Origin of the sequence: uncultured Pseudoxanthomonas sp. (assembly GCF_947498795.1) — a bacterium.
Taxonomy (GTDB): Bacteria; Pseudomonadota; Gammaproteobacteria; order Xanthomonadales; family Xanthomonadaceae; genus Pseudoxanthomonas_A.
The window spans coordinates 119,378-142,945 of sequence record NZ_CANMLQ010000002.1 but is presented as its reverse complement, the minus strand read 5'-3'; the positions used below and the strand labels follow the sequence as shown (position 1 = coordinate 142,945).

The 23,568-nt window shown below is 66.7% G+C and carries 19 protein-coding genes; 14 read left to right on the top strand and 5 right to left on the bottom strand.

Going from position 1 to position 23,568, the window contains the following annotated elements:
- Positions 1 to 32 precede the first annotated feature (32 nt).
- The gene (map, locus tag Q0907_RS06885; protein ID WP_296280397.1) at positions 33 to 809 is read right to left on the bottom strand and encodes a type I methionyl aminopeptidase; all 777 of its coding nucleotides are present in this window, start codon (positions 807 to 809) and stop codon (positions 33 to 35) included.
- A gap of 316 nt (positions 810 to 1,125) precedes the next feature.
- Between map and rpsB the strand changes: the two genes are divergently transcribed.
- The 3 genes from rpsB to Q0907_RS06870 all read left to right on the top strand — a co-directional run bounded on the left by rpsB (position 1,126) and on the right by Q0907_RS06870 (position 4,710).
- Positions 1,126 to 1,929 carry a 30S ribosomal protein S2 gene (rpsB, locus tag Q0907_RS06880; RefSeq protein WP_192269570.1) on the top strand — a complete coding sequence of 268 codons (804 nt, stop codon included), beginning with the start codon at positions 1,126 to 1,128 and terminating at the stop codon, positions 1,927 to 1,929.
- A 193-nt stretch (positions 1,930 to 2,122) separates the two neighbouring features.
- On the top strand, positions 2,123 to 3,001 hold the full coding sequence (gene tsf, locus Q0907_RS06875) for a translation elongation factor Ts (protein WP_142123817.1): 879 nt from the start codon (positions 2,123 to 2,125) through the stop codon (positions 2,999 to 3,001).
- A 215-nt stretch (positions 3,002 to 3,216) separates the two neighbouring features.
- A complete protein-coding gene (locus tag Q0907_RS06870) occupies positions 3,217 to 4,710 on the top strand; it encodes an HDOD domain-containing protein (RefSeq protein WP_299342811.1) in 1,494 nt (497 codons plus the stop codon).
- A 35-nt stretch (positions 4,711 to 4,745) separates the two neighbouring features.
- On the opposite strand, the gene Q0907_RS06865 is transcribed toward Q0907_RS06870, so the two are convergent.
- The 4 genes from Q0907_RS06865 to Q0907_RS06850 form a co-directional block, all read right to left on the bottom strand.
- Entirely contained in the window at positions 4,746 to 6,317 is a 1,572-nt protein-coding gene (locus tag Q0907_RS06865; RefSeq protein ID WP_299342810.1) for a tetratricopeptide repeat-containing sulfotransferase family protein, read from the bottom strand.
- A complete protein-coding gene (locus Q0907_RS06860; protein ID WP_299342808.1) occupies positions 6,307 to 7,893 on the bottom strand; it encodes a sulfotransferase in 1,587 nt (528 codons plus the stop codon). Before Q0907_RS06860 ends, Q0907_RS06865 begins: the two co-directional genes overlap by 11 nt.
- Positions 7,894 to 8,029: 136 nt before the next feature.
- The gene (locus Q0907_RS06855) at positions 8,030 to 11,134 is read right to left on the bottom strand and encodes a TonB-dependent receptor (RefSeq protein ID WP_299342806.1); all 3,105 of its coding nucleotides are present in this window, start codon (positions 11,132 to 11,134) and stop codon (positions 8,030 to 8,032) included.
- A 468-nt stretch (positions 11,135 to 11,602) separates the two neighbouring features.
- Entirely contained in the window at positions 11,603 to 12,298 is a 696-nt protein-coding gene (locus tag Q0907_RS06850; RefSeq protein WP_296280385.1) for an AIM24 family protein, read from the bottom strand.
- Between the two features lie 65 nt (positions 12,299 to 12,363).
- On the opposite strand from Q0907_RS06850, the gene Q0907_RS06845 reads away from it, so the two are divergent.
- The 11 genes from Q0907_RS06845 to fabZ all read left to right on the top strand — a co-directional run bounded on the left by Q0907_RS06845 (position 12,364) and on the right by fabZ (position 23,568).
- A complete protein-coding gene (locus Q0907_RS06845) occupies positions 12,364 to 12,720 on the top strand; it encodes a cupin domain-containing protein (RefSeq protein ID WP_299342804.1) in 357 nt (118 codons plus the stop codon).
- Between the two features lie 54 nt (positions 12,721 to 12,774).
- Positions 12,775 to 13,500 carry a UMP kinase gene (pyrH, locus tag Q0907_RS06840; protein WP_296280381.1) on the top strand — a complete coding sequence of 242 codons (726 nt, stop codon included), beginning with the start codon at positions 12,775 to 12,777 and terminating at the stop codon, positions 13,498 to 13,500.
- 108 nt (positions 13,501 to 13,608) lie between these two features.
- Complete coding sequence (locus Q0907_RS06835) at positions 13,609 to 14,550, top strand: cation diffusion facilitator family transporter (RefSeq protein WP_299342802.1); 942 nt, start codon at positions 13,609 to 13,611, stop codon at positions 14,548 to 14,550.
- 65 nt (positions 14,551 to 14,615) lie between these two features.
- Complete coding sequence (gene frr / locus Q0907_RS06830; protein ID WP_296280377.1) at positions 14,616 to 15,173, top strand: ribosome recycling factor; 558 nt, start codon at positions 14,616 to 14,618, stop codon at positions 15,171 to 15,173.
- Between the two features lie 8 nt (positions 15,174 to 15,181).
- Positions 15,182 to 15,940: a polyprenyl diphosphate synthase gene (uppS, locus tag Q0907_RS06825; RefSeq protein WP_296280375.1), complete on the top strand. Its 759-nt coding sequence runs from the start codon at positions 15,182 to 15,184 to the stop codon at positions 15,938 to 15,940.
- Positions 15,937 to 16,797 carry a phosphatidate cytidylyltransferase gene (locus Q0907_RS06820; protein ID WP_296280373.1) on the top strand — a complete coding sequence of 287 codons (861 nt, stop codon included), beginning with the start codon at positions 15,937 to 15,939 and terminating at the stop codon, positions 16,795 to 16,797. Before uppS ends, Q0907_RS06820 begins: the two co-directional genes overlap by 4 nt.
- A gap of 2 nt (positions 16,798 to 16,799) precedes the next feature.
- Entirely contained in the window at positions 16,800 to 17,987 is a 1,188-nt protein-coding gene (gene dxr, locus Q0907_RS06815) for a 1-deoxy-D-xylulose-5-phosphate reductoisomerase (RefSeq protein WP_296280372.1), read from the top strand.
- Between the two features lie 13 nt (positions 17,988 to 18,000).
- A complete protein-coding gene (gene rseP, locus Q0907_RS06810; protein ID WP_299342800.1) occupies positions 18,001 to 19,374 on the top strand; it encodes an RIP metalloprotease RseP in 1,374 nt (457 codons plus the stop codon).
- 122 nt (positions 19,375 to 19,496) lie between these two features.
- Positions 19,497 to 21,977: an outer membrane protein assembly factor BamA gene (gene bamA, locus Q0907_RS06805; RefSeq protein ID WP_299342798.1), complete on the top strand. Its 2,481-nt coding sequence runs from the start codon at positions 19,497 to 19,499 to the stop codon at positions 21,975 to 21,977.
- A 116-nt stretch (positions 21,978 to 22,093) separates the two neighbouring features.
- The gene (gene lpxD / locus Q0907_RS06800) at positions 22,094 to 23,113 is read left to right on the top strand and encodes a UDP-3-O-(3-hydroxymyristoyl)glucosamine N-acyltransferase (RefSeq protein ID WP_299342796.1); all 1,020 of its coding nucleotides are present in this window, start codon (positions 22,094 to 22,096) and stop codon (positions 23,111 to 23,113) included.
- Positions 23,113 to 23,568, top strand: coding sequence for a 3-hydroxyacyl-ACP dehydratase FabZ (gene fabZ, locus Q0907_RS06795; RefSeq protein WP_296280365.1), 456 nt, complete (start codon positions 23,113 to 23,115; stop codon positions 23,566 to 23,568). The genes lpxD and fabZ overlap by 1 nt, the downstream gene beginning before the upstream one ends.

The window sequence follows — 23,568 nt, the reverse complement described above, 5'->3', positions numbered from 1 at the left end:
CGTCGCCTGTCCGTTCGCGGCTGTCGGGGTACTCACAGGTCGTTGTCGTCGCCCGGCACGCGGGTCAGGATCTCGACGCCATCCTCGGTCACCGCCACGGTATGTTCCCACTGCGCCGAGAGCTTGCGGTCCTTGGTCACCACGGTCCAACCGTCCGGCAGCACGCGGGTATGGCGCGCACCCTCGTTGATCATCGGCTCGATGGTGAAGGTCATGCCCGGCTTCAACACCACGCCCTCGCCCGGGCGGCCGTAGTGCAGCACCTGCGGCTCGTCGTGGTAGACCTTGCCGATGCCGTGGCCGCAGTACTCGCGCACCACGCTGAAGCGCTCGGATTCCGCGTACTGCTGGATCGCGTGACCCACATCGCCCAGGGTGGCGCCCGGCTTCACCGCGCGGATGCCGCGGAACATGGCCTCGCGGGTCACGTCCACCAGGCGCCTGGCCATCACCGACGGCGTGCCCACGATGTACATGCGGCTGGTATCGCCGTGCCAGCCATCCTTGATGACGGTGACGTCGATGTTGACGATGTCACCGTCCTTCAGCACTTTCCCCTCGCTGGGGATGCCATGGCAGATGACGTTGTTGACCGAAGTGCAGACCGTCGCCGGGAAGCCCTTGTAGCCCACGTTGGCGGGAATCGCCTGCTGCACGTTGACGATGTGATCGTGGCAGATGCGGTCCAGTTCCGCGGTGGTCACGCCCGGCTTCACATGCGGGGCGACCACCTGCAGCACCTCGGCGGCGAGGCGGCCGGCGATGCGCATCTGGGCGAGGTCTTCGGGGGTCTTGAGCTGGATGGCCATTGGCCGATTATCCCCCATTTGGCGCGCGGGCTGAACGGCTCGGGCCACCGGCGCCCTCCCCGCGACTCCACCCGGTTTGCCGCCACCGGGCAAACCCCGCTATACTCCCGCGGCTTCGCGCCCGGGCCTGCCCGGCCGGACCGCCCACGTCGGGCGACACCGACGAATCCACACCTGCTGCCTCAACCCGTGCCGGGGTGCCCTTCGCTGGAGGGTTCGGACACGGATGCCGCAGGGAGGCCCAACCCCGGAACCCCGCCCTCACGGGCACCGCCTTCCTTTGCCTGGCGGTGGGTTCCTTATCAGGAGTCATGCAATGCCCCAAGTCACCATGCGCCAGATGCTGGAAGCCGGCGTCCATTTCGGCCACCAGACCCGCTACTGGAACCCCAAGATGGCGCCGTACATCTTCGGTGCCCGCGGCAAGATCCACATCATCAACCTCGAGAAGACCGTTCCGCTGTTCAACGACGCGATGAACTTCATCTCGGGCGTCGCGCAGAAGCGCGGCACCATCCTGTTCCTGGGCACCAAGCGCAGCGCGCGCGAAGCAGTGAAGGAAGAAGCCGAGCGTTGCGGCATGCCGTTCATGACCCAGCGCTGGCTGGGTGGCACGCTGACCAACTTCGCCACCGTGAAGAAGTCGGTCGCCCGCCTGAAGGAACTGGAAGCCGCCGAAACCGATGGCACCTTCGAGAAGCTGGTCAAGCACGAAGTGCTGGGCCTGCGCCGCGAGCGCGAGAAGCTGCTGGCCTCGCTGGGCGGCATCAAGGAAATGAACCGCCTGCCGGACGCCCTGTTCGTCATCGACATCGGCCATGAAGACATCGCCATCAAGGAAGCCAAGAAGCTCGGCATCCCGGTGATCGCGGTGGTCGACTCGAACTACGACCCGGCCCTGGTCGACTACGCCATCCCGGGCAACGACGACGCCATCCGCGCCGTGCAGCTGTACGCCCGCGCCGCCGCCGACGCCGTGCTGGAAGGCAAGGCCGCATCGCCGAACGCCGCCACCGTGCGCGAGGAAGAGTTCGCCGAAGGCGGCGACGACAAGGGTGCCCGCCGTGCCCCGGCCAAGAAGGCCGCCGGCAAGAAGTCCGACGAAGCCGCTGCCGAGTAATCCGGCTGCAACGCCGCCGCGCCATGCTGCGCGGCGGCCCCTATTGTTCCTTCTCCCCGGAGAAGGTGCCCGAAGGGCGGATGAGGGTACGGGAAGCACGCTGGCGTTCAATGCGTCGCGACTCCACCGGCCCTCACCCCAACCCCTCTCCCGACGGGAGAGGGGCTTTGCCAATCCAAACAGAGGTAATCCCGTGGAAATCACCGCATCCCTGGTCAAGGAACTGCGCGAGCGCACCGGCGCCGGCATGATGGAGTGCAAGAAGGCGCTCACCGAGAACAACGCCGACATCGACGCCGCGGCCGAGTGGCTGCGCAAGTCGGGCCTGGCCAAGGCCGACAAGAAGGCCGACCGCGTCACCGCCGAAGGCCGCGTGGCCGTGGCGCAGGACGGCGGCAAGGCCGTGCTGGTCGAGATCAACTCCGAGACCGACTTCGTCGCCAAGGACGCCAACTTCATCGCCTTCACCGACGCCATCGCGCAGGCCGCGCTGACCTCGGGCGCCGCCGACGTCGAAGCGCTGAAGAGCGCCAAGCTGGCCTCGGGCGAGACCGTCGAGGAAGCCCGCGCCGCCGCCATCGCCAAGCTGGGCGAGAACATGCAGATCCGTCGCCTTGTCGCCATCGACAGCGCGAACAACGTCGCGGCCTACGTGCACGGCGGCAAGATCGGCGTGCTGGTCGAGGTCAAGGGCGGCGACGCCGAACTGGCCCGCGGCCTGGCGATGCACATCGCCGCCATGAACCCCCCGCACAACAAGGCGGCCGACGTGCCGGCCGAGTTCGTGGCGAAGGAAAAGGAAATCGAGCTGGCAAAGATGTCGGACAAGGACAAGGCCAAGCCGGCCGACATCCTGGAGAAGATCATCTCCGGCAAGATCAACAAGATCGTCAACGAAGTGACGCTGTACGGCCAGCCGTACGTGCTGGACAGCGACAAGTCGGTCGAGCAGGTGGTCAAGGCCGCCGGCGCCGACGTGGTCGGCTTCCAGCGCCTGGTGGTCGGCGAAGGCATCGAGAAGGTGGTGGAAGACTACGCCGCCGAAGTGATGAAGCAGGCCGGCCTGGCATAAGCCGCGCGTTCCGCTTCACCCGGAAAAGCCGCGGGAAACCGCGGCTTTTTTGTTGTCCGCGAAACGCGTCCCGACGCGGCGGCGTGCGCACCGCCTTTCGTCGTGCGCGCCTAAAGTTTGACGCTGCCGTGCCGAAACTGTCTACAAAGCTGCCATCCCGTCACGCTTTGCTGGCATGCTGCCGGCCACTTTCCTCCAGCGTAGTGCGCACCCGGATGCGTCCCGAACTCGAATCCCAGTTGTCGAACTGCCGCAACCTGCCCAGCCCGCCGGGCGTGGCGTTGCGCATCCTCGAACTGGCGCAGGACCCCGAGGTGGTGATGGCGACCGCGGCCGATGCGATCGGCCTGGACCCCGCCCTGAGCGCGCGCATGCTGCGCATCGCCAATTCCCCGCTCTATGCCAGCCGACGCCGCGTGGAAAACCTGTCGCAGGCACTGACGGTACTCGGACTCAACGCGACGCTCACGCTGGCCCTGGGCTTCTCGCTCGCGCGCTGCGGCAGTGGCAGCCATCCCGTGGCGCAGGAGCGCGTCTGGCGCCGCAGCGTGATCGCCGCACTGGCATGTCGCCTGCTCGGCCAGCATGCCGGCACGCGCAAGGCCGAGGAACTGATGCTCGCCGGACTGCTGCAGGACATCGGCATGCTGGCCCTGCTGGAAGTGCTGGGCGACGACTACGCGCAGCTGGTCGAACGCACCGAAGACAACGCGGCACTGCTTGCCGCCGAATGCGACTGGCTGGGCTGCGACCACGCCTCTGTTGGTGGCTGGCTGGCGCGGCAGTGGAACCTGCCCGCACTGCTGCGGGAAGCCATCATGGAAAGCGAGGGGCCCGCTTCCGATACCACGTTCAATGCGTGCGTCGCCGTCTCCGGCCATGTCGCCGACATCTGGCTGGCCGGCGCGGATGAAGCCCGCACCGAGGCCGCCCATCGGCACGCGGCGCTGCAGGCGGCCACCCGCCTCGGGCTGGACTATGCGGCCTTCCTCACGCTGACCGAGGACATGATCGCCGCCCTGCCCGAAGTCTGCGCGATGTTCGACGTTCCGCCTGCGCCCCCCGCCCGCATCCAGGCCCTGCTGGACCAGGCGCGCGAGTTGCTGGTGGTACGCAACCTGCGCGAGATCCAGGAAGCCGCGCGCGCGCGCAAGGAGGCCGACGAGCACGAAGACCGCGCACGCCGCCTGGCCGAGGAAGTGCGTCGCGATCCGTTGACCGGCGCCTACAACCGCAGCCAGCTGGAAGAAGTGCTGGAAAAGGAGTTCGACGCCGCCACCCGCCACGGCTGGCCGCTGTCGATCGCCTTCATCGACCTGGACGACTTCAAACAGGTCAACGACCGCTGGGGCCATCTGGTCGGCGACGAGGTGCTGCGCAACTTCGCCAAGTCGCTGATGCGGCATGTGCGCAGCAGCGACATCGTCGCCCGCTACGGCGGCGAGGAATTCCTGGTGGTACTGCCGGGCATCAATGAGGACGCGGCCGCCCACGTGGTGCGACGCATCCTGTCCGAGGTTTCCGGCGCGGCCATGGCGCACGTCAACGGCCAGCCGCTGCACATCACCTTCTCCGCCGGCCTCGCCACGCAAGGGGCGCTGGAACAGTTCCGCCACGTCGACGATCTGCTGCGCGCTGCCGACGAAGCGCTGTATGGCGCCAAGCGCGAGGGGCGCAATCGCGTCTCGGCGGGGGCCGTCGGCTCCTGAATCGACCCGGTGATGCCGGAGGCCGGCATCATCGTTCAGTCATTGCCGAGGCGCTCCCGCAACGGTGCAAGGTACCGCTCGTACGCGCGCCACTTCGGCACTTCCCGCACATGGATCGCGGTGCGGACCTGCACGGCGCTGGCCGTGACGACACCCCGCGTGCGCGACTGCATCCCCAGCATCTGCGGCTCGAAGGCGAGGCCGATGAAGTCGCAGACCCGGCGGACCACCTGTTCCGGCTCGCGCGTCAGTTGCGCGTAGTCCACGTCCATGATCCGCCCGGGATAGCGGGCATGCCAGTGGGCCATCAACGTGCGGTAGTGCGCATGGAAATCGGCCAGTTCGCGCTGGTCGTAGCTGTAGGGATTGGCGTCGGAGAACAGTTCGCGCAGATTGGAGAAGCCGGTCTCCATCGGGTCGCGCACCATGTGCAGGATCTTCGCCTGCGGCAGGGCCTCGCAGATGAAGCCCAGGTTGAGGAAGTTCGAAGGAAGCTTGTCGGTGAAATGGCCCTCGCCGGACAAGCGCCAGCCGATGCCTTCCAGATAACGGCGGCCGACCATGTCGAAGTCGACGGAAGCGGCCCTTGCGACGATCTCCGGATCGATCACGCCCGCGCAATGATGATCGGTGCCGTAGCGCATGGCACTGGTGAAGTCGTAGAGCTCGCCCAGTCCGCACACGTCGGAATGCCCGTCGAGCAGGTGCTCGATCAGCGTCGTGCCCGACCGATGCATGCCCACGATGAATACCGGCACCGCAGGGGTGCCGGACCCCGCCTGCACGGGGGAACCGCGTCGTTCGAAACGCAGCAGCCGCTCGAAAAGCAACGCCGTCTGCGCCGCGTCGTAGCGCAGCGAGGAACGCTTGCTGGCGCACCCTTCCTGCAGCGCATGCCAGGCCTCCTCGTAGCGCCCAAGACCGTCCAGTTCCTTGTGCAGCGCGAAGGCGAGCAACGCACGATCCTGCGCGGTCCGTCGCGGCACCTTCAGCTGCGCCCAGATCCGGGCCAGGTGGGCCTCGCCGGCGTGCTGCCTGCGGACCTGCGACAGGAGCCAGTAGCCCTGCGCGATCTGCGGCGCCCGCGCGAGCGCACGGGAGGCATCTTCCGCCGCCTCGTCGAATCGACCGAGGAACATCAGCACATGGGCCCGCGACAACAAGGTCGGCGGATAGTCCGGGTCCGCGCGCCGCGCTTCGTCCAGGAACATGATCGCCCGCTGCGGCAACCCCGCGTAGGTCAGCTGTGCCGCAATGGTGATCAACGAAGGGATCGGAATGCGGGACATCGGCAACATGCGCTCGATGCACGCCAGCATGGCTGGGATTTCATTGAAGGTACGCAACCGTGCAAGCAGCTCCTTCACGACCTCGACCCGCTGCGTGTCGTGCTGGCTGGCCTGCAACGCATGACCGTGCGCGGCCCGGTAACGGCCTGCGAGGGACGCCATGTAGGACAACTGCAAGAGGATGTCGGGATCGCCGGGCGACAGGGCGAGTGCGCGCCGGTACTCTTCGGTCGCCGCGTCGAAATCCTTGGCCACGGCATGCGCCTGGGCGCGTTGCATCAGCGCAGCCACGCGTCCGGACATCGGCTCAGCGGTCATGTCCGTTCCCCTGCGCGTCCAGCATCCGGCGCAGGGGCTCCAGCGGGACGGCGTAACGCCGCCATGCCCCTATTCCGCGATCGTGGATGGGCGAACGGACTTGCGAACTGCTGGCGGTGGACACGGGCGCCGCATTGGCGGTGATGTCCAGCATGTCCAGGGCGGGCGCCAGGCCGCAGAACGCGAGAATGCCGCGCAGGGTGTCCTCGCCGCTCCGCACCAGCGCCTCGTAGTCCACCACGTGCATCGCACCCCGTGCCTCGGCCATCCAGTGCGCCAGCAGCCTGTCGAAACCGCGATGGTGCGCAGCCAGGTCTTCGAATGCGTAGCTGTAGGGATACGCGCCGCCCTCGAACAGCTCCTTCAGGTTCGAGAAGCAGGCGTCCATCGGATCGCGGCGCACGCAGAGGATGCGTGCCTGCGGGAGCGCCCGCAGTATCAGACCCACATTGAAGAAGTTCCGGGGGTTCTTGTCGATGAAGCATCGGCTCCCCGCGACCATCGGCGCCAGGCGATCCCTGTACCGTACGCCGACGGTGAGCGGATCGATCCCCGCGAGCTTCTCCCACCGCGACTCCCTCAGTCCGCCCGGGTAAAAATGATCGGACACTTCGCTTATCGCCGCCTCCAGGTCGTTGCGCTCGCCCAGCGAAACGACCTCGGGATGATTACCCAGCACCCGGTCCAGCACGGTCGTGCCGGTACGCGGCAGGCCGACGATGAAGATCGGCACGGGTCCGGATGGCGCCTGATCGACGCGCACCGGCATCGCCCAGGGAGAGGACTGCATGAGACGCTCGAACGCCCGCTCCTCCTCTGCCGGATCGTGCCGCAGCGTGCTGCGCACCATGGCAGCTCCCTCCCGCAACGCGTCCCAGGCAGCCGCCGTGTGACCGGCATCGTCCAGCTCCTTGAACAGCGCATAGCGCAGCTGTGCACGTTCGGGCGATCCATCCGCATGTTGCCCGTAGGCCGCTTCGATCCTCGGCGCTCGGCTACCGGCTGGCTTCGCAGCCTGGTGGAACGCGAGGGTCCGGTGCACATAGGCGTTGTCCGGATCCAGGCGCAGTGCGTATTCGTAATAGTCGGTGGCTTCGTCCAGCCTGCCCAGCGACCTGAGTACGTTGGCGCGGGTGTAGCAGAGGAGCGGATCGGGCCGCACACGGCTGGCGACATGCGTCAGGAACTCGAGTGCGAGGTCGTGCCGATCCACCAGCCAGAGATGCTGGGCGAGCACCGCTGCCTGACGCAGGACTTCTTCGTCGGACCACGGCATGGACCGGATGAGCCGGACGATTTCCGCATCTTCGGCAAAGGCGAGCAGGCGCAGGCTGGCGAAGCCGACCGACTTGGTGTCCTGGATCCGGGCGCATATCCGCGCGGCCTGCAGTGCGTGCAGGCGCGAATCGACATAACGATCGGCGACCTGCGCAAGCCGCGAAAGGCGAAGGTGTGGCGCCACCAGATCGGGCGCTATCGCCAGCATGGCTTCGTAACAGGCGCGGGCCGCGGATGGGTTCCTGGCGGCCTCGTGGTGGTTCGCCTCGTTCCAGTGGCGCTGCAGCGCTCCGTTCATGGTCGCCATCGTGAGGGAGTTGGTTCAAGCATATCCGCAACACGATCAACGCAGGCCGCGGCGCACAAGAAAAGGCCGCCCGAAGGCGGCCGAGAAGAGAGCATGGAGCGTTGTTCTTGTTCGAACAGATGCGGGATCAGAAGTCGTACTGGACCATGAAGCGGACCGAACGGGGTGCCTGGTACGAGCGTGGCAGCAGGTAGGTGCTCAGCGGATTGCCGGTCGCCGAGTCTTCCGCCACTTCGCTCACCGCCGTGACCTTCTGCGAATTGAAGACGTTGAACACGTCCATCTTGAACTGCAGGCCCGGTGCGAACGACGGCCTGAAAGCGAGGTTCAGGTCCAGGCTGGTGGTCGTGGGCAGGCGCCCGGCGGTACCACGCGGAACCGCGCTCACCGTGGAATCGTCAGAGGCGCCATTTTCCGAGTTGCTGCAGCGCATGAAGCCCGAACCATAAGGATGCGGCGAATAGTTGGTCACCGGACCCACGGGCTCCAGGGGGTTGAGATCCAGTACACCCAGGCAGTTGATCGGTCGTCCCGTCTGCACGATGAGGTTCGCACCGAGCGACCACTCGTCGTTGAAGTCGTAGTTGCCGAATACCTTCAACGCATGGCGCCGATCGTTGGGCAGGTAGCCGTAGGTATCGACCGTCAGCTCGCGGTAGTCGAAGTCCTGCGTGGTGTTGGTGTCGCCCTGGCCGATGTCGGACTTCACGCCGCCTTCGGTATTGCCCTTGTTGTAGCCGAGCGTATACGAGGCCTGGAAGAAGAACTTGTCCCAGCTGCCGTCCAGGAACAGTTCCAGGGCCTTGTACGAACGCTTGGCCGGCGGGCTGAGGCGGTCGCCCTCCACCGTGTAGGTGGTGTAGACGCCGTCGCCGTTCAGGTCGGTGACCAGCACCGCATCTTCGCCCGGGTTGAACAGGCGGCAATACGGGAAGCCGGGGTTCGGCACGGTGTAGTCGAGCCCGTCGGCATCGGCCAGGTCGGTGATCGCGGTGTAGTCGCAGTTGTCGTCGATGGCGGCCTTCAACTTACGGTAGATGCCGCGCGCACCGAAGTTGAGGTGGTCGGTCAGCGTGGTCTGGAAGCCGAGGATGAACTCGTCCTGGTACATCGGATCCAGGTTCTTGCTGGCGATCGTGTTCGGATCATGCGCTTGGCCGTCTTCGCCGTTGATCAGGTTCAGCGGATTCAGCGGGTTGATCAGGATCGGCGCACCGGTCACCGGGTCGACGCCCGAGAAGCGGTTGTTGTTGGAGCGCTGGTAGATGGAGGCGCTGGAGCCGCGCACCGCGACGCTCGGCGTCAACGGCAATGCGTAGCGACCGGCATTACCGTAGATCTTCAGGGACGAGTCGCCCTTGGCATCCCACGAGAAACCCAGGCGGGGGCCGAACTGGTTGTCGATCTTGACGAAAGCGCGTCCGTCGGAGCCCAGGTTCTCGAAGGTATCCCAGCGCGCGCCGAGGTACGCCAGGAAGTTGTCGGTGATCCTCCACGAATCTTCGAGGTAGTAGGCGCGCTGCTTCACCTCGATGGTGGTGCCACGCGCCGTGGTCTGGCGACGGACCACGTCGAACTCGTCGCCGGTGTTCGGGCGCCCGTCGGGACCGTTGTTCGTCGAGTAGCGCCACAGCCAGCCACCCACGTTGGCTTCGCCCGCCACCGACTCGTAATTGTCCACGTCCACGCCGAAGCGCAACTGGTGCGAGCCGAGGATCCACTCCGCGTCGATGCGGTACTGGTCGCGGGTATCCTTGTTGTTGGATGCCTGCAGCAACGCGCCGTCGGTCAGATGGCACAGGCTGCCATAGGCGCCGGTGATCAGTTTGCGGTAGCCCGGACGCACGTCGATGATCGCCGGGCAGCCGCCGAGCGCGGTCGTCCCGTTGATGTCGGTCGTGTAGGCCGTGGTGATATCGCCGTTGTAGCTGACGGTCGAACCGTCCGGATTACGGAGATGCTGCGCGCGCTTGAATTCGCCGTGGCCATACAGCGCGGTCAGGGTGAAGGCGTCGGTGAGATAACCGGTGTACTTCAGTACGTAGTTGTTGCCGCCCTGCTCGTCGAACACCGTGCCGACATAGGTGGTGCGGTCCACTTCGCCCGGGGTGTTGTTGTAGACCCGCGTCTCGGTTTCCTGCTTGTCGGAGAACGCGGTCAGCTCCAGCTTGTTGCTGTCGTTGATGTTCCAGTCGAACTTCGCAAGCCAGGTCGGATTCTTGATCGACCCGTTGCGGTTCGTGACCGCATCCATGTTGCCCCAGGCATCGGTGTCGGTCTTGCCGTAGGACAACAGGCCGTAGGCGAACAGCGTGTCCTTGATCAGCGCACCACCTGCCCACACGGCACCGATCAGCTCTTCCTGCGTATCGTTGCTGTTGTTCTCGGCGACGTTGCCGTAGTCGCCCGGGACCAACGGGTTGGAGTACTTGTAGTCCTCCACGTCCGAACGCAGCGATTTCGGCGACCAGAACACATTGGCACCGGCCTTGAACTCGTTGGTGCCGCGCTTGGTGATCTGGTTCACCACGCCGCCCAGCGAACGGCCGAACTCGGCGCCGTAGCCACCGGTCTTGATCTGCTGCTCGGCGATCGCCTCGAAAGGCACCTTCGAGAAGTTCAGGCTCCGGAACGAATTGGTGATGTTGAAGCCGTTGATGTAGTACTGGTTCTCGGCGACGGAGGAGCCACCGAACGAGGCAAGGTTGCCGAAGGCGCCATCGCCACGCACCGTGCCCGGCGCCAGCAGGGCCACCGAGGTGGTATCGCGCGGCACGGGGATGCGGGCCAGCTGCTCGGACGTCAGGATGGTGGTGGACTCGACCGACGAGACGTCGATCGGGTTGACCAACTGCGACCCGGTGACGGTCACCGTGCCGAGCGTTGTGGCACCACTGCCGGAACTTTCCGCTGCGAAATTGACGGCCGTACCGGTACCGACGTTGACCGCGACTTCGCGCGTCGTCGTCGTACCGTCGGCCCGCTGAAGCGTCACGCGGTACGTGCCGGGCGAGAGCGCGGATACGCGGTAACTACCGTCGGCGCCGATCGCGATTTCACGGCTGAAGCCGGTGGCCGGGTTCTGGACCAGGACCTTCTCGCCCGCCGATGCCTGGCCGAAGACCGCGCCCGAGGTATTGGACTGGGCGTAGACGGACGTGTTGAAGCAGACGCCGAGCGCCAGGGTAAGGGCGCTGCGTTTGAGTGTTCGATTGAACGTACGCTTGGACACTGTGCGACTCCCTGCTGCAGGTTGATTCACATGAGCGTCCGGACGGGCCCGCCCTCTCCGAGAATGTGCGGCGCGCCCTTCAGGGCAGCCACGGGCCTTAATAGCAGGTTAATCAAATGTTGGAATTAGGTTACGCAACACTCAAGTAATAATGCCAAATACATCACAAAATGCCGTGTAGTTTTGCCCCCCCTCAGGCGCATTTTTTGGACGCCCCGGAACGTAATAGCGATAACAGAATGCGGCCACGCGCAACATCGACACGCTGTTACGGATAGCGAGGGATCTCCGGGTCCGCCGCAACGGGCGCCGCGTTTGATGGACGGCCGTGCGCCCGCGCCTTTGAAGCCGCGACAGCGCGGCAGAAGGCTGGGCGTGGGGTGCGCATGCGGGTTCCCCCCTCCGCAGTCGACGCCGCGCCTCCACGCACCGGCGGGTGACCCTGGATCAGAGAGGAGCGCCGGGCGCTTACTGCCTCGGCTGGTACACGACTTCTTCGTAGGGCTGCACCACCACCCAGCCGTCGCCCGCAAACCGTAGCTGCACGCTTTCTCCGGACCCCCGTCCCAGCAGCGTGCCCAGCGAGATGTCGGTGACGATTTCGGGCGTCAGGCTGCCCGACCACGCCACGGTGGCGTTGGGGTCGGTAAACACCGGACCGGTCTGCGCATTCACCGGCAGTGTCAGCGGTTCGTAGTGCGACGTGATCGCGACGATGCCGTGCCCGCTGAGGCGCACGTTGAACAACCCGCCGGACAGCATGCCGGCGACCTTGCGCATCATGGTGATGCGGCTCTCGATGCCCGACTCCACGGCCAGCACGTCGTTGCCGTTGACGAAGATGGCCTCCCCGGCGAGCCGCAGCAGGGTGATCCGCTTGCCGGCATCGGCCAGATAGACGCGCCCCTGCCCCTCGATCTTCATCAACTGCATGCCTTCCCCGCTGACCGCCTTCTTCAGCAGGTTGCCCAGGCCCTGCTCCAGCACGCCTTGGCGGGTGAACTTGACCGCCCCCTTGCGTGCTACCATCGCGCCGGACTTGGCCCAGACCAGCCCGTTCAACCGCACCTCGAGCAGGTGCGGGCTCTCGAGCTCGAAGGCATCCGGACTGGCATCCTTCTCACGCGACGAGGCGAGGAATTCCTGCAGGGTGCGCACGCTCATGGCCGTTCCTTGATGGTTGCCGAAAGAAGGCCACATCATAGTCGCCCCGCCTGCCGGTTCCGCTCATGTCCCGCATCGTTTCCGTACCGCACACCCCGGATGAAGCCACGCGTGCGCCGGTCGCGGCGGAGCGCGTCGTGCACGGCGCGCCGCGGCAGGCGCACGCCAACGCATATTCCACGCAGGACGAGCGCTTCCATTGCGGCGTCTGGGAAGGCAGCGTCGGGGCGTGGCGCGTGCAGTACACCGAACACGAGTTCTGCCACCTGCTCAGCGGACGCATGCGCCTGCGCGGTGACGACGGCAGCGACGTGCTGCTTGAGGCAGGCCAGAGCTTCATCGTGCCGGCCGGCTTCACCGGCACGTGGGAGGTGCTGGAAACCGCGCGCAAGCTCTACGCCATCTACGAACCCGGCGACTGAGACGGGGGCACTCGGCTAGAATTGCCGCGTTTGCCCCCACGCCGAGAAATCCCCATGCCCGCTCCCCTCGTGTATCGCCGCATCCTGCTCAAACTGTCCGGCGAGGCGCTGATGGGGGCCGAGGACTACGGCATCGACCCCGCCGTCATCACCCGCATCGCTCGCGAGATCATCGAGGCGCGCGACGCCGGCGCCGAAGTGGGCCTGGTGATCGGCGGCGGCAACATTTTCCGCGGCGCCGGCCTGGCCGCCGGCGGCATGGACCGGGTCACCGGCGACCAGATGGGCATGCTGGCGACCGTCATCAATGCGCTGGCCATGCAGGACGCGCTGGAAAAGCTCGGCGCCAAGTGCCGCGTGATGAGCGCCATCAAGATCAACGACGTCTGCGAGGACTACATCCGCCGCCGTGCGATCCGCCATCTGGAAAAGGGCCGCATCGCGATCTTCGCCGCAGGCACCGGCAACCCCTTCTTCACCACCGATTCCGGCGCCGCGCTGCGGGCGATCGAGATCGGCGCGGACCTGCTGCTGAAGGCGACCAAGGTGGACGGCGTCTACGACAAGGACCCCAGCAAGCACGCCGATGCCGTCCGCTACGATCAGCTGACCTACGACGATGTCATCGCGCGCGACCTGCAGGTGATGGACACGGCGGCGTTCGCCCTGTGCCGCGACAGCGACGTACCGCTGCGCATCTACGACCTGTCGGTGCCCGGCAACCTGATGCGCATCCTGCGCGGCGAGCATGTCGGCACGCTGGTGAAGGGCCGCAACTGACTGACGGGCGCGGCCCCGGTGGCCGCGCCTTTCGGCCACGTCGGGCACGTGGGACGCGATCGCCCTTGTAATAGTGTTCGCACAGGGCCGCAGGCACCCTAGTCCGCCATGGGACACGCACATCACCACGGGCACGGGGCGCACGCCCACCCGCAGGCTTCGGCCACGCGCACGTTCGCGTGGGTCACGCTGATCAACCTCGCCTACACCGCCATCGAAGCGGGCTACGGCTTCCACACCAATTCGCTGGCGCTGCTGTCGGATGCGCTGCACAACCTCGGCGATGTCCTCGGGCTCGCCCTGGCCTGGGGCGCCGCCGCCCTGGCCGGACGTCCGCCGCGCGGACGCCACACCTACGGTTGGCGGCGCGCGACGCTGCTGTCGCCGCTGGCCAACGCCGTCCTGCTGATGGTCTTCTCGGGCGCATTGGGCTGGGAAGCGTTCCGACGCTTCAGCGCGCCGCCGGAAATTCCCGCCACACCGGTCATCGTGGTCGCCTCGCTCGGCATCCTGGTCAACCTCGGCGCCGCCTGGCTGGTCAAGGACGGCCACCTGCACGACCTCAACAAGCGCGGCGCTTTCCTGCACCTGATTGCCGACGCCGCCGTGTCGCTGGCTGCCGTGCTGGCTGGCGTCGGCATGGCGACCCTGGGCTGGGCGTGGCTGGATCCGGCTACCGCGCTGCTGATCGCCGTGGTCGTCGCCGTCGGGTCGTGGGGGCTGCTGCGGGCCAGTTTCGACGCCGCCATGGACGCGGTGCCGGGACACGTGGATCCTGACGAGGTCCGCGCATTCCTGCAGGAACAGACCGGCGTGTCGGCTGTGCACCACCTCCACATCTGGTCCCTGGGCGCCAACGAGATCGCCCTGACCGCGCACCTGGTGCGGGCGCGGGACGACGACCACGACGCGTTCATCGACGCCACGGTGCATGCGCTGGACCATCGCTTCGGCATCAACCACGCCACGCTGCAGATCGAACGGGGCGCGGGCTGCGGCCACGATCTGCATGATGCGGCACCGCATCATTCGCACCGGACCGGCCCCTGACGGTCGGCAACGGGGCCGAATCGCCCTATAATCCGTCGTTTACAGGCTTTGCAACGGAAAGGGCGATGCTCAACGACATCAAGAAAGACGCGCAGGCGCGCATGACCAAGAGCATCGAAGCGCTCCGCCACACCCTGATCAAGGTGCGCACCGGCCGTGCCTCCACGGCCCTGGTGGAACACCTGAAGGTCAACTACTACGGTTCGGACATGCCGCTGAGCCAGGTGGCGACGGTGACGATCTCCGACTCGCGCTCCCTCACGATCACCCCGTGGGAGAAGCAGATGGTCGGCGCGGTGGAGAAGGCCATCCTGGCATCGGATCTGGGGCTGACGCCGAACACCGCCGGCACCACCATCCGGCTGAACCTGCCCGCGCTGACGGAAGAGCGCCGCAAGGAGCTCTCGAAGGTCGTGCACAGCGAAGGCGAGGATGCCAAGGTCGCCATCCGCAACATCCGGCGCGATGCCAACCAGCAGGTCAAGGACCTGCTGAAGGACAAGCAGATCACCGAAGACGAAGAGCGCCGGACCGAAGACGAGATCCAGAAGCTCACCGACAAGTCCATCAAGGACGTCGACGATGTGGTGAAGGCCAAGGAGCAGGAATTGATGGCGGTCTGAGGACTGCCATGTCCCCTGCCGCTTCCCCGTCCGTGCCCCGCCACCTGGCCGTCATCATGGACGGCAACGGGCGCTGGGCGGAACGCCGTCGCCGTCCCCGCGTGATCGGCCACCGCGCCGGCGCACGCGCGGTCAACCTCTGCATCGACTTCTGCCTGGAGCGCGGTATCGGCGCGCTGACCCTGTTCGCGTTCTCCAGCGAAAACTGGGGGCGTCCGGAAGAGGAAGTCGGTGCGCTGATGAAACTGTTCCTCAACGCGCTGGACCGCGAGGTCGACGAACTGCACCGGCGCTCGGTGCGCGTGCGCTTCATCGGTGACCGGGCCCGCTTCTCGACCGACATCCGCGCGCGGATGGACGCCGCAGAGGCACTGACCCGCGCCAACGGACGCCTGCACCTGGTCATCGCCGCCAGCTATGGCGGGCGCCAGGACATCGCGCACGCCGCGCGGGCACTGGCCACGGAGGTCGCCGCCGGCCGGCTGCGACCCGAAGACATCGACGAAGCCGCCCTCGGCTCGCAGGTGGCACTGGCCGACCTGCCCGCGCCCGACCTGTTCATCCGCACCGGTGGCGACCACCGCGTCAGCAACTTCCTGCTGTGGCAGCTGGCGTACACCGAACTCTGGTTCACCGATGTGCTGTGGCCCGACCTGGACGCGGCGCTGCTGCAGCGCGCGCTGGACGACTTCGCGCAGCGCGAGCGCCGCTTCGGCCTGACCAGCGCCCAGGTCGCCGGCAGCGCGACCGAGGATCACCCCGCATGAGCGCCACCCGCACCCGTGTCATCGCCGCACTGGTGATGGCGCCGTTCGCCATCGGGGCGATCCTGCTGCTGCCCACCTCGTGGCTGGCCATGCTGGCGGCGCTGGTGTTCCTGGTCGGCCTGTGGGAATGGTTCAAGCTCGCCGAAATCGACGACACCCTGCAGCGCACGGTGCTGCTGACCGCCAACCTGCTGGTGATGGTGGCGCTGGTATGGGCCTCGCGTGGCTCGGGCGACGCCACCGACCTGGTACCGCTGCGCCTGATGGCGCTGGTCGGCGTGGGATGGTGGTTGCTGGCGTTGCTATGGCTGCGCTTCTTCACCTTCGCCTCCGACCACGAGACCTGGGCGCGGGTGTTCAAGCTGGCGGCCGGCACGCTGGCCGTGGTGCCCGCCTGGTGCGCGCTCGGCCTGATCCATTCGTCGCAGCCGAACGGACACATCTGGCTGTTCGTCGCGCTGGCCATCGTGTGGGCCGCCGACAGCGGCGCCTACTTCGCCGGCCGTCACTTCGGTGGTCGCTGGTTCGGCGGCCGCAAGCTGGCACCACGGATCAGTCCCAACAAGACGCTGGAAGGGCTGCTGGGCGGCCTGGTCGCCGGCATGGTGGTCGCCGTGGCCGGTGCGCTGATCGCCGGCGCAGGCGCCGGACACCTGCCCGGCGTGCTGGTCGTGGCGGTGTTCACGGTGCTGTTCTCGGTCGTCGGCGACCTCTTCGAAAGCCTGCTCAAGCGGCATGTCGGCGCCAAGGATTCGGGCGACCTGATCCCGGGCCACGGTGGCGTGCTCGACCGCATCGACGGCGTGCTGGCGGCCCTGCCCATCTTCGTACTGGGCAAGGAAGTCTTCGGGTTCTGAGCATGTCCATGCCCGCCTCCCGCAACGTGGCCGTCCTGGGCGCGACCGGCTCGATCGGCGCGTCGGCGCTGGACGTCATCGCGCGTCATCCGGACCGCTACCGCGCCAGCGTGCTGGCGGCCGGCGGCAACGTCGACGCGCTGCTGTCCTTGTGCGCAGCGCATCGACCCGACCACGCGGTGATCGCCGACGCCGACCTCTACGCGCGCCTGCGCGACGGTCTGGCCGATGCCGGCCTGGCGACGCGCGCGCATGCCGGCGTGGCCGCCCTCGACGCGCTGGTGGCCGCGCCCGACTGTGAGGTCGTGGTCGCCGCGATCGTCGGAGCGGCCGGCTTGTCCTCGACCCTGGCAGCGGCCCGCGCGGGCAAGCGCTTGCTGCTGGCGAACAAGGAGTCGCTGGTGCTCGCCGGCGAACTGGTGACCGCTGCGGCGGACGCGGCGAGCGCCGAGATCATCCCGATCGACAGCGAGCACAACGCCATCTTCCAGTGCCTGCGTTCACGACAGGCTCAGGCCGACGTAAGCCGCATCGTGCTGACCGCGTCGGGCGGACCTTTCCGCGGACGCAGCCGCGCCGAACTCGCGCAGGTCACCCGCGAACAGGCCGTCGCGCATCCGAAATGGTCGATGGGGCCGAAGATCTCGGTCGATTCGGCCACTCTGATGAACAAGGGCCTGGAGCTGATCGAAGCCCACCACCTGTTCGGTGTCGGCCGCGAGCGGCTGGACGTGCTGGTGCATCCGCAGAGCCTGGTGCACTCGCTGGTGGAATTCGTCGATGGCTCGACGCTGGCGCAACTCGGCCTGCCCGACATGCGCACCTCGCTGGCGGTCGGCCTCGGCTGGCCCGAACGGATCGCATCCGGGGTGGGTGGGCTCGACCTGTTGGCCCACCCGCGCCTGGAGTTTGAAGCGCCCGACACGGACGCGTTCCCCTGCCTGCGGCTGGCCTGGGACGCCATGGCGGCGGGCGGCACCGCCCCCGCCGTGCTGAACGCCGCGAACGAAGTCGCCGTTTCAGCCTTTCTTCAGGGCCGGATCGGTTTCCTATCCATCCCCGCGCTGGTCGAGGACGCCCTCGCTGCGCTGCCTGCGGCGCCGGCGGATTCGCTGGAGGTGCTGCTGGCAGCGGATGCACAGGCTCGCCGGCTGACCGAACGCAACCTCGCAAGCCACCTTTCCCGATGAGCGCCGACATCCGATGAGTGAAGTGCTGGGCTCAATCTGGTGGATGATCGTGGCACTGGGCGTGTTGGTCACGTTCCATGAATTCGGCCATTACTGGGTCGCACGCCGTTGCGGCGTAAAGGTGCTGCGCTTCTCGGTGGGCTTCGGAAAGCCGTTGTGGTCCCGGCGCGACCGCCACGGCACCGAATTCGCGGTGGCCGCGATCCCGCTCGGCGGCTACGTGAAGATGCTGGACGAAGCCGAGGGCGACGTCCCCGCCGCCCAACTCGACCAGGCCTTCAACCGCAAGTCCGTGTGGCAACGCATCGCGGTGGTGGCGGCGGGTCCGCTGGCCAACCTCGTTCTTTGTGTGGCGCTGCTTTGGGTCATGTTTGTCATTGGCCGCCCGGATTACTCGGCAACCGTGGGCCGAGCAACGGGGCTGGCAGCCCAGGCACAACTCCAGCGCGGCGATCGCATCGAGGCCATCGACGGAGCCCAAGTCCACACCTCACTCGACGCATTGCAGACGCTGACCATCGCGGCCATTGATCGGCGCGACATTACCTTGAACTTGGTCGGCATCGACGGCAGCGAACGCGAGCGGACGTTGGCCCTCTCACGTCTTCCTGCCGACTTCAACCAGGAAAACGTGAGCGCCGCCATCGGCCTGGTCTGGAATCACCAGACGCTCCCCGCGACGATCGGGAAAATCCGTCCCGGTAGTGCGGCGGCCGGCATCCTGGAGGTCGGCGATACAGTGACCGCCATCGACGGCCAGCCTGTCCACAGCTTTGGCGATATCGGCCCGTTGGTCCAGGAATGGGGTCATCGTGGCGGTCTGGCGATGGTGGAGGTCGACCGCAAGGGGGAGCGCCGTGCCCTTGAACTGGCGCCCAAACGCCAGCGCGACGAGGCGACCGGCCAAGTGTACTGGGCGCTCGGGCTCGAACCGGCAGGTAGCGGGGTTCCCGCTGAATTCGACACTACACAGCAACTCGGCCCGATCGCGGCCATCCCCGCTGCATTCCAGCAAACCGGAAAGATGGTGACTGACTCCTTGGGCATGATCCGGCGCATGCTCACCCGTGATGCCTCCAGCAAGAACATCTCGGGCCCCCTGACGATTGCCCAAGTCGCCAATGACAGCGCAAAACAGGGCCTTGCCTGGTTCCTGTTCTTCCTGGCGCTAATGTCCCTCAGCCTGGCCATCATCAACCTGCTGCCGATCCCCGTCTTGGACGGCGGGCACCTGCTGTATTACCTTATTGAATTGGTCAAGGGCAGCCCCTTGAGCGAGCGCCACATGGTGGCCGGACAATATGTGGGCCTGGCCGCGCTGGCGGGCCTGATGGGATTGGCGTTCTACAACGACATCCTGCGTCTGATGACGCGTCTGGTGACCTGATGCCCCTGAACTTCTTCGGGCCGGCCCGCCCAAAGGCCGCCACCCTTCCCCTGGCAACACCCCGGACCGCTGCCCTGCAGTCCACTCCTGCCCCGCAGGAACCACCCCAACCGGATGTAACGATGACGCGACTGCCTTCCCGCCGCCTGCTTGCCCTCGCCCTGGCTTCGGCCATCGCCATGCCGGCACTGGCCCAGACGACGGAACCCGCTGCCGCGCCCGTGGCCGCCGCGCCGTCGAGCGGCGCATCGTTCACCGCGACCGATATCCGCATCGATGGCCTGCAGCGCATCTCGACCGGCACCGCGCTGACCTACCTGCCCATCGAGCGTGGCGACGTCGTCACCTCCGCCAGCGTGGCCGAGTCGATCCGTGCGCTCTACAAGACCGGCTTCTTCGAAGACGTCAAGCTCGAACGCCAGGGCGACATCCTGGTGGTGACGGTCACCGAGCGCCCCGCCATCAACAAGCTGACGCTGACCGGCAACAAGGACATCAAGACGGAAGACCTGATGACCGGCCTGAAGGACATCGGCCTGTCCGAGGGCGAAACCTTCGACCGCCTGAGCCTGGACCGGGTGACGCAGGAACTGGTGCGCCAGTACAACAACCGCGGCAAGTACAACGTCGACATCACGCCGACCGTGAGCCCGCTGGACCGGAACCGCGTGGACGTCACCATCGCGGTCAAGGAAGGCAAGGCGGCCAAGATCAAGCACGTCAACGTCGTGGGCGCGGAGAAGTTCGAGACCGAAGACCTGCTGGAGAACTGGGAATCCAAGGAGTCGAGCTGGCTGTCCTGGTATCGCCGCGACGACCAGTATTCCAAGGAAAAGCTGTCCGGCGACATGGAGCGCCTGAATTCCTGGTACCTGGACCGCGGCTACGTGGACTTCAATATCGACTCCACCCAGGTGTCGATCAGTCCCGACAAGCGCGACATGTTCATCACCGCCGGCATCACCGAAGGCGAGCAGTACAAGATCTCCGACGTGAAGGTCACCGGCGACACGGTGCTGCCGAAGGAAGAGATCGAGAAGCTGGTGATCGTGAAGCCGGAACAGACGTTCTCGCGCATCCTGCTGGAAATGACGTCCGATTCGATCACCTCGACGCTGGGCAACATCGGCCACGCCTTCGCGCAGGTCACGCCGATCCCGACCATCGATCGCGAAAACCGCACCGTCGCCATCAACCTGCAGGTCGTGCCGGGTCCGCGCGTCAACGTGCGCCGCATCCTCTTCAAGGGCAATACGCGCACGTCCGACGAAGTGCTACGCCGCGAGATGCGCCAGTTCGAAGGCAGCTGGTTCTCGCAGGTGGCCGTCGACCGCTCGCGCGTGCGCCTGCGCCGCCTGGGCTATTTCGAGACGGTCGATGTCGAGACCACCCCGGTGCCGGGAACGTCCGACCAGGTCGACGTGGTCTTCAACGTCAAGGAAACCACGTCCGGCAGCTTCGTGTTCGGCCTGGGTTATTCGCAGCTGTCCGGCCTGACCACCTCCATCCAGCTGTCGCAGAACAACTTCCTCGGCGGCGGCAACCGCGTGTCGGTGGAAGCGCAGCGCAGCGATTACCTGCAGCGCTATTCGTTCTCGTACACCAACCCGTTCTTCACCGACGAAGGCATGTCGCTGGGCTACAACCTGTGGTGGCGCGAGTTCGACTACTCGGACTTCAACACCGCGCAGTACTCCACCACCAGCGCCGCGGCGCAGGGTGTTCTGGGCCTGCCCATCACCGAGAACGACACCGTCTCGCTGCTGTTCGGCGTCGACAGCAATGAAATCCTGACCTTCGGCGGATCCACGCCGTCTTCGATCATCGACTACATCAACGCCGTCGGCCAGCGCACCTTCCATGCCTGGCGCACGGAGCTGGGCTGGGCGCGCGACACGCGCAACGACTACTTCATGCCGACGGGCGGCACCTACCAGCGCGTGTCGGCGGAAATCGCGCTACCGGGTTCCACGGTCGAGTACTACAAGCTCAACTACGAGTTCTCCAAGTACTGGTCGATCAGCCCGGCGCTGGTGCTGAACACGCGTGCCGAGATCGGCTACGGCGACAGCTACGGCTCCGACATCTACCGGTACATCTGCCGCGCGAACGGCTCGGATCCGCAGATCCCAGGCCAGGGCACCACCACGCCGCCGGCCGCGGATGGCACGTGTGCGGATGGCGGCACCCTGGACCGCACCCTGGTGGCAACCGGCCTGCCGTTCTTCGAGAACTTCTATGCCGGCGGTACGCGCTCGGTGCGCGGTTTCCGCGACAACACGCTGGGTCCGCGCTCGGAGGTCATCTCGGGCTATCGCGGCCAGCCGCTGGGCGGCTCGCTGAAGACCACCGGCTCGGTGGAACTGATCTTCCCGAAGCTGTTCGATTCCAACGCGGCGCGTATCGCGGCGTTCTTCGACTTCGGCAACGTGTTCGACGGCGTGGACAACTTCGACGCCGGCCAGTTGCGCGCCTCCACGGGCATCTCGCTGCTGTGGCGCGCGCCGGTCGGTCCCATCTCGATCAGCTACGCCTTCCCGATCAAGAAGGAAGAGGGCGACGAGCTCGAGCGGTTGCAGTTCACCTTCGGCGGCGCGTTCTAACGCGGGCGTCCGGTCCGGCATGACGACCCGACGGGGGGCGCAAGCTCCCCGTCTTCGTTTCCACCATACGCCCCGGTGGAGCGGTTCCAGGGCGGTGGGGCTAAACTACGCGCCCTATGACCCTGCCCTCCTTCACTTCCGGCGACCTGGCCGCCCGCTTCGGACTGGAGCTGCGCGGCGACGCCGGTCTGCCCATCGAGGGCGTGGCGACACTGGCGCGTGCCGAGCCGGGCCAGCTGGCGTTCCTCGCCAACAGCCGCTATCGCGCGCAGCTGGCGGACAGCCGGGCCAGCCTGGTGGTGCTGCGTGCCGAGGACGCCACCGATGCGGCCGGCACCGTGCTCGTCGCCAAGGATCCCTACACCGCGTTCGCGAAGATGGCGGCGCTGTTCGAACACAAGCCCGCCCGCGCACCCGGCATCCACCCGAGCGCGGTGGTCGATCCCAGCGCGCGGATCGCGCCGGGCGCGCACGTCGGCCCCTTCGTCGTGGTGGGCGCACGCAGCACGCTCGGCGAAGGCAGCGTGCTGGGCCCGGGCTGCATCGTCGGCGACGACTGCGTGGTCGGCGAAGGATGTGAACTGGTCGCGCGCGTCACCCTGGTCACGCGCGTGCGCCTGGGCCAGCGCGTCCTGGTCCATCCCGGCGCCGTGATCGGCGCCGACGGCTTCGGCCTGGCGATGGACAGCGGGCACTGGATCAAGGTGCCGCAGCTGGGCGGCGTGGTGATCGGGGACGATTGCGAAATCGGGGCGAACACCACCATCGACCGCGGCGCGCTGGACGATACCGTGCTGGAGGAAGACGTCCGCCTCGACAACCAGATCCAGATCGGCCACAACGTCCGCATCGGTGCGCACACGGCGATGGCCGGGTGCAGTGCCGCCGCCGGCAGCGCACGCATCGGCCGCTATTGCCTGATCGGCGGGGCGGCAGGCGTGCTCGGCCACCTCGAGATCTGCGACCGCGTGGTGGTCACCGCGATGTCGCTGGTGACCAGCTCGATCACCGAACCCGGCGAATACTCGAGCGGCACGCCGCTCACCGACAACCGTACCTGGCGCAAGAACGCCGCGCGCTTCAAGCAACTGGACGCCTTGGCACGACGCGTGCTGGCGGCCGACAAGGAAACCTGATGACCCTGGACCTGCAACTGCCCGTCGACTCGGCCACCATCCGCCAACTGCTGCCGCACCGCTACCCGTTCCTGCTGGTCGACCGCGTGGTGGAGTTCGAGAAGGACAAGCGCGTGCTGGCGTACAAGAACGTCACCCAGAACGAGCCCTTCTTCACCGGCCATTTCCCGGACCGCCCGATCATGCCCGGCGTGCTGATCATCGAGGCACTGGCGCAGGCCGGCGGCCTGCTGACGCAGCTTTCGCACCAGGGCGACACTGCAGGACGGATGTTCTACATGGTGAAGGTGGAAAACGCGCGCTTCACCCGCATGGTGGTGCCCGGCGACCGGCTGGACCTGGACGTCACGCTCAAGCGGCTGATCCGCAACATGGCCTTCTACACCGGCGTGGCGTCGGTCAACGGCGAACAGGTCGCCTGCGCCGACGTACTGTGCGCCGAGGACACCCGCTGA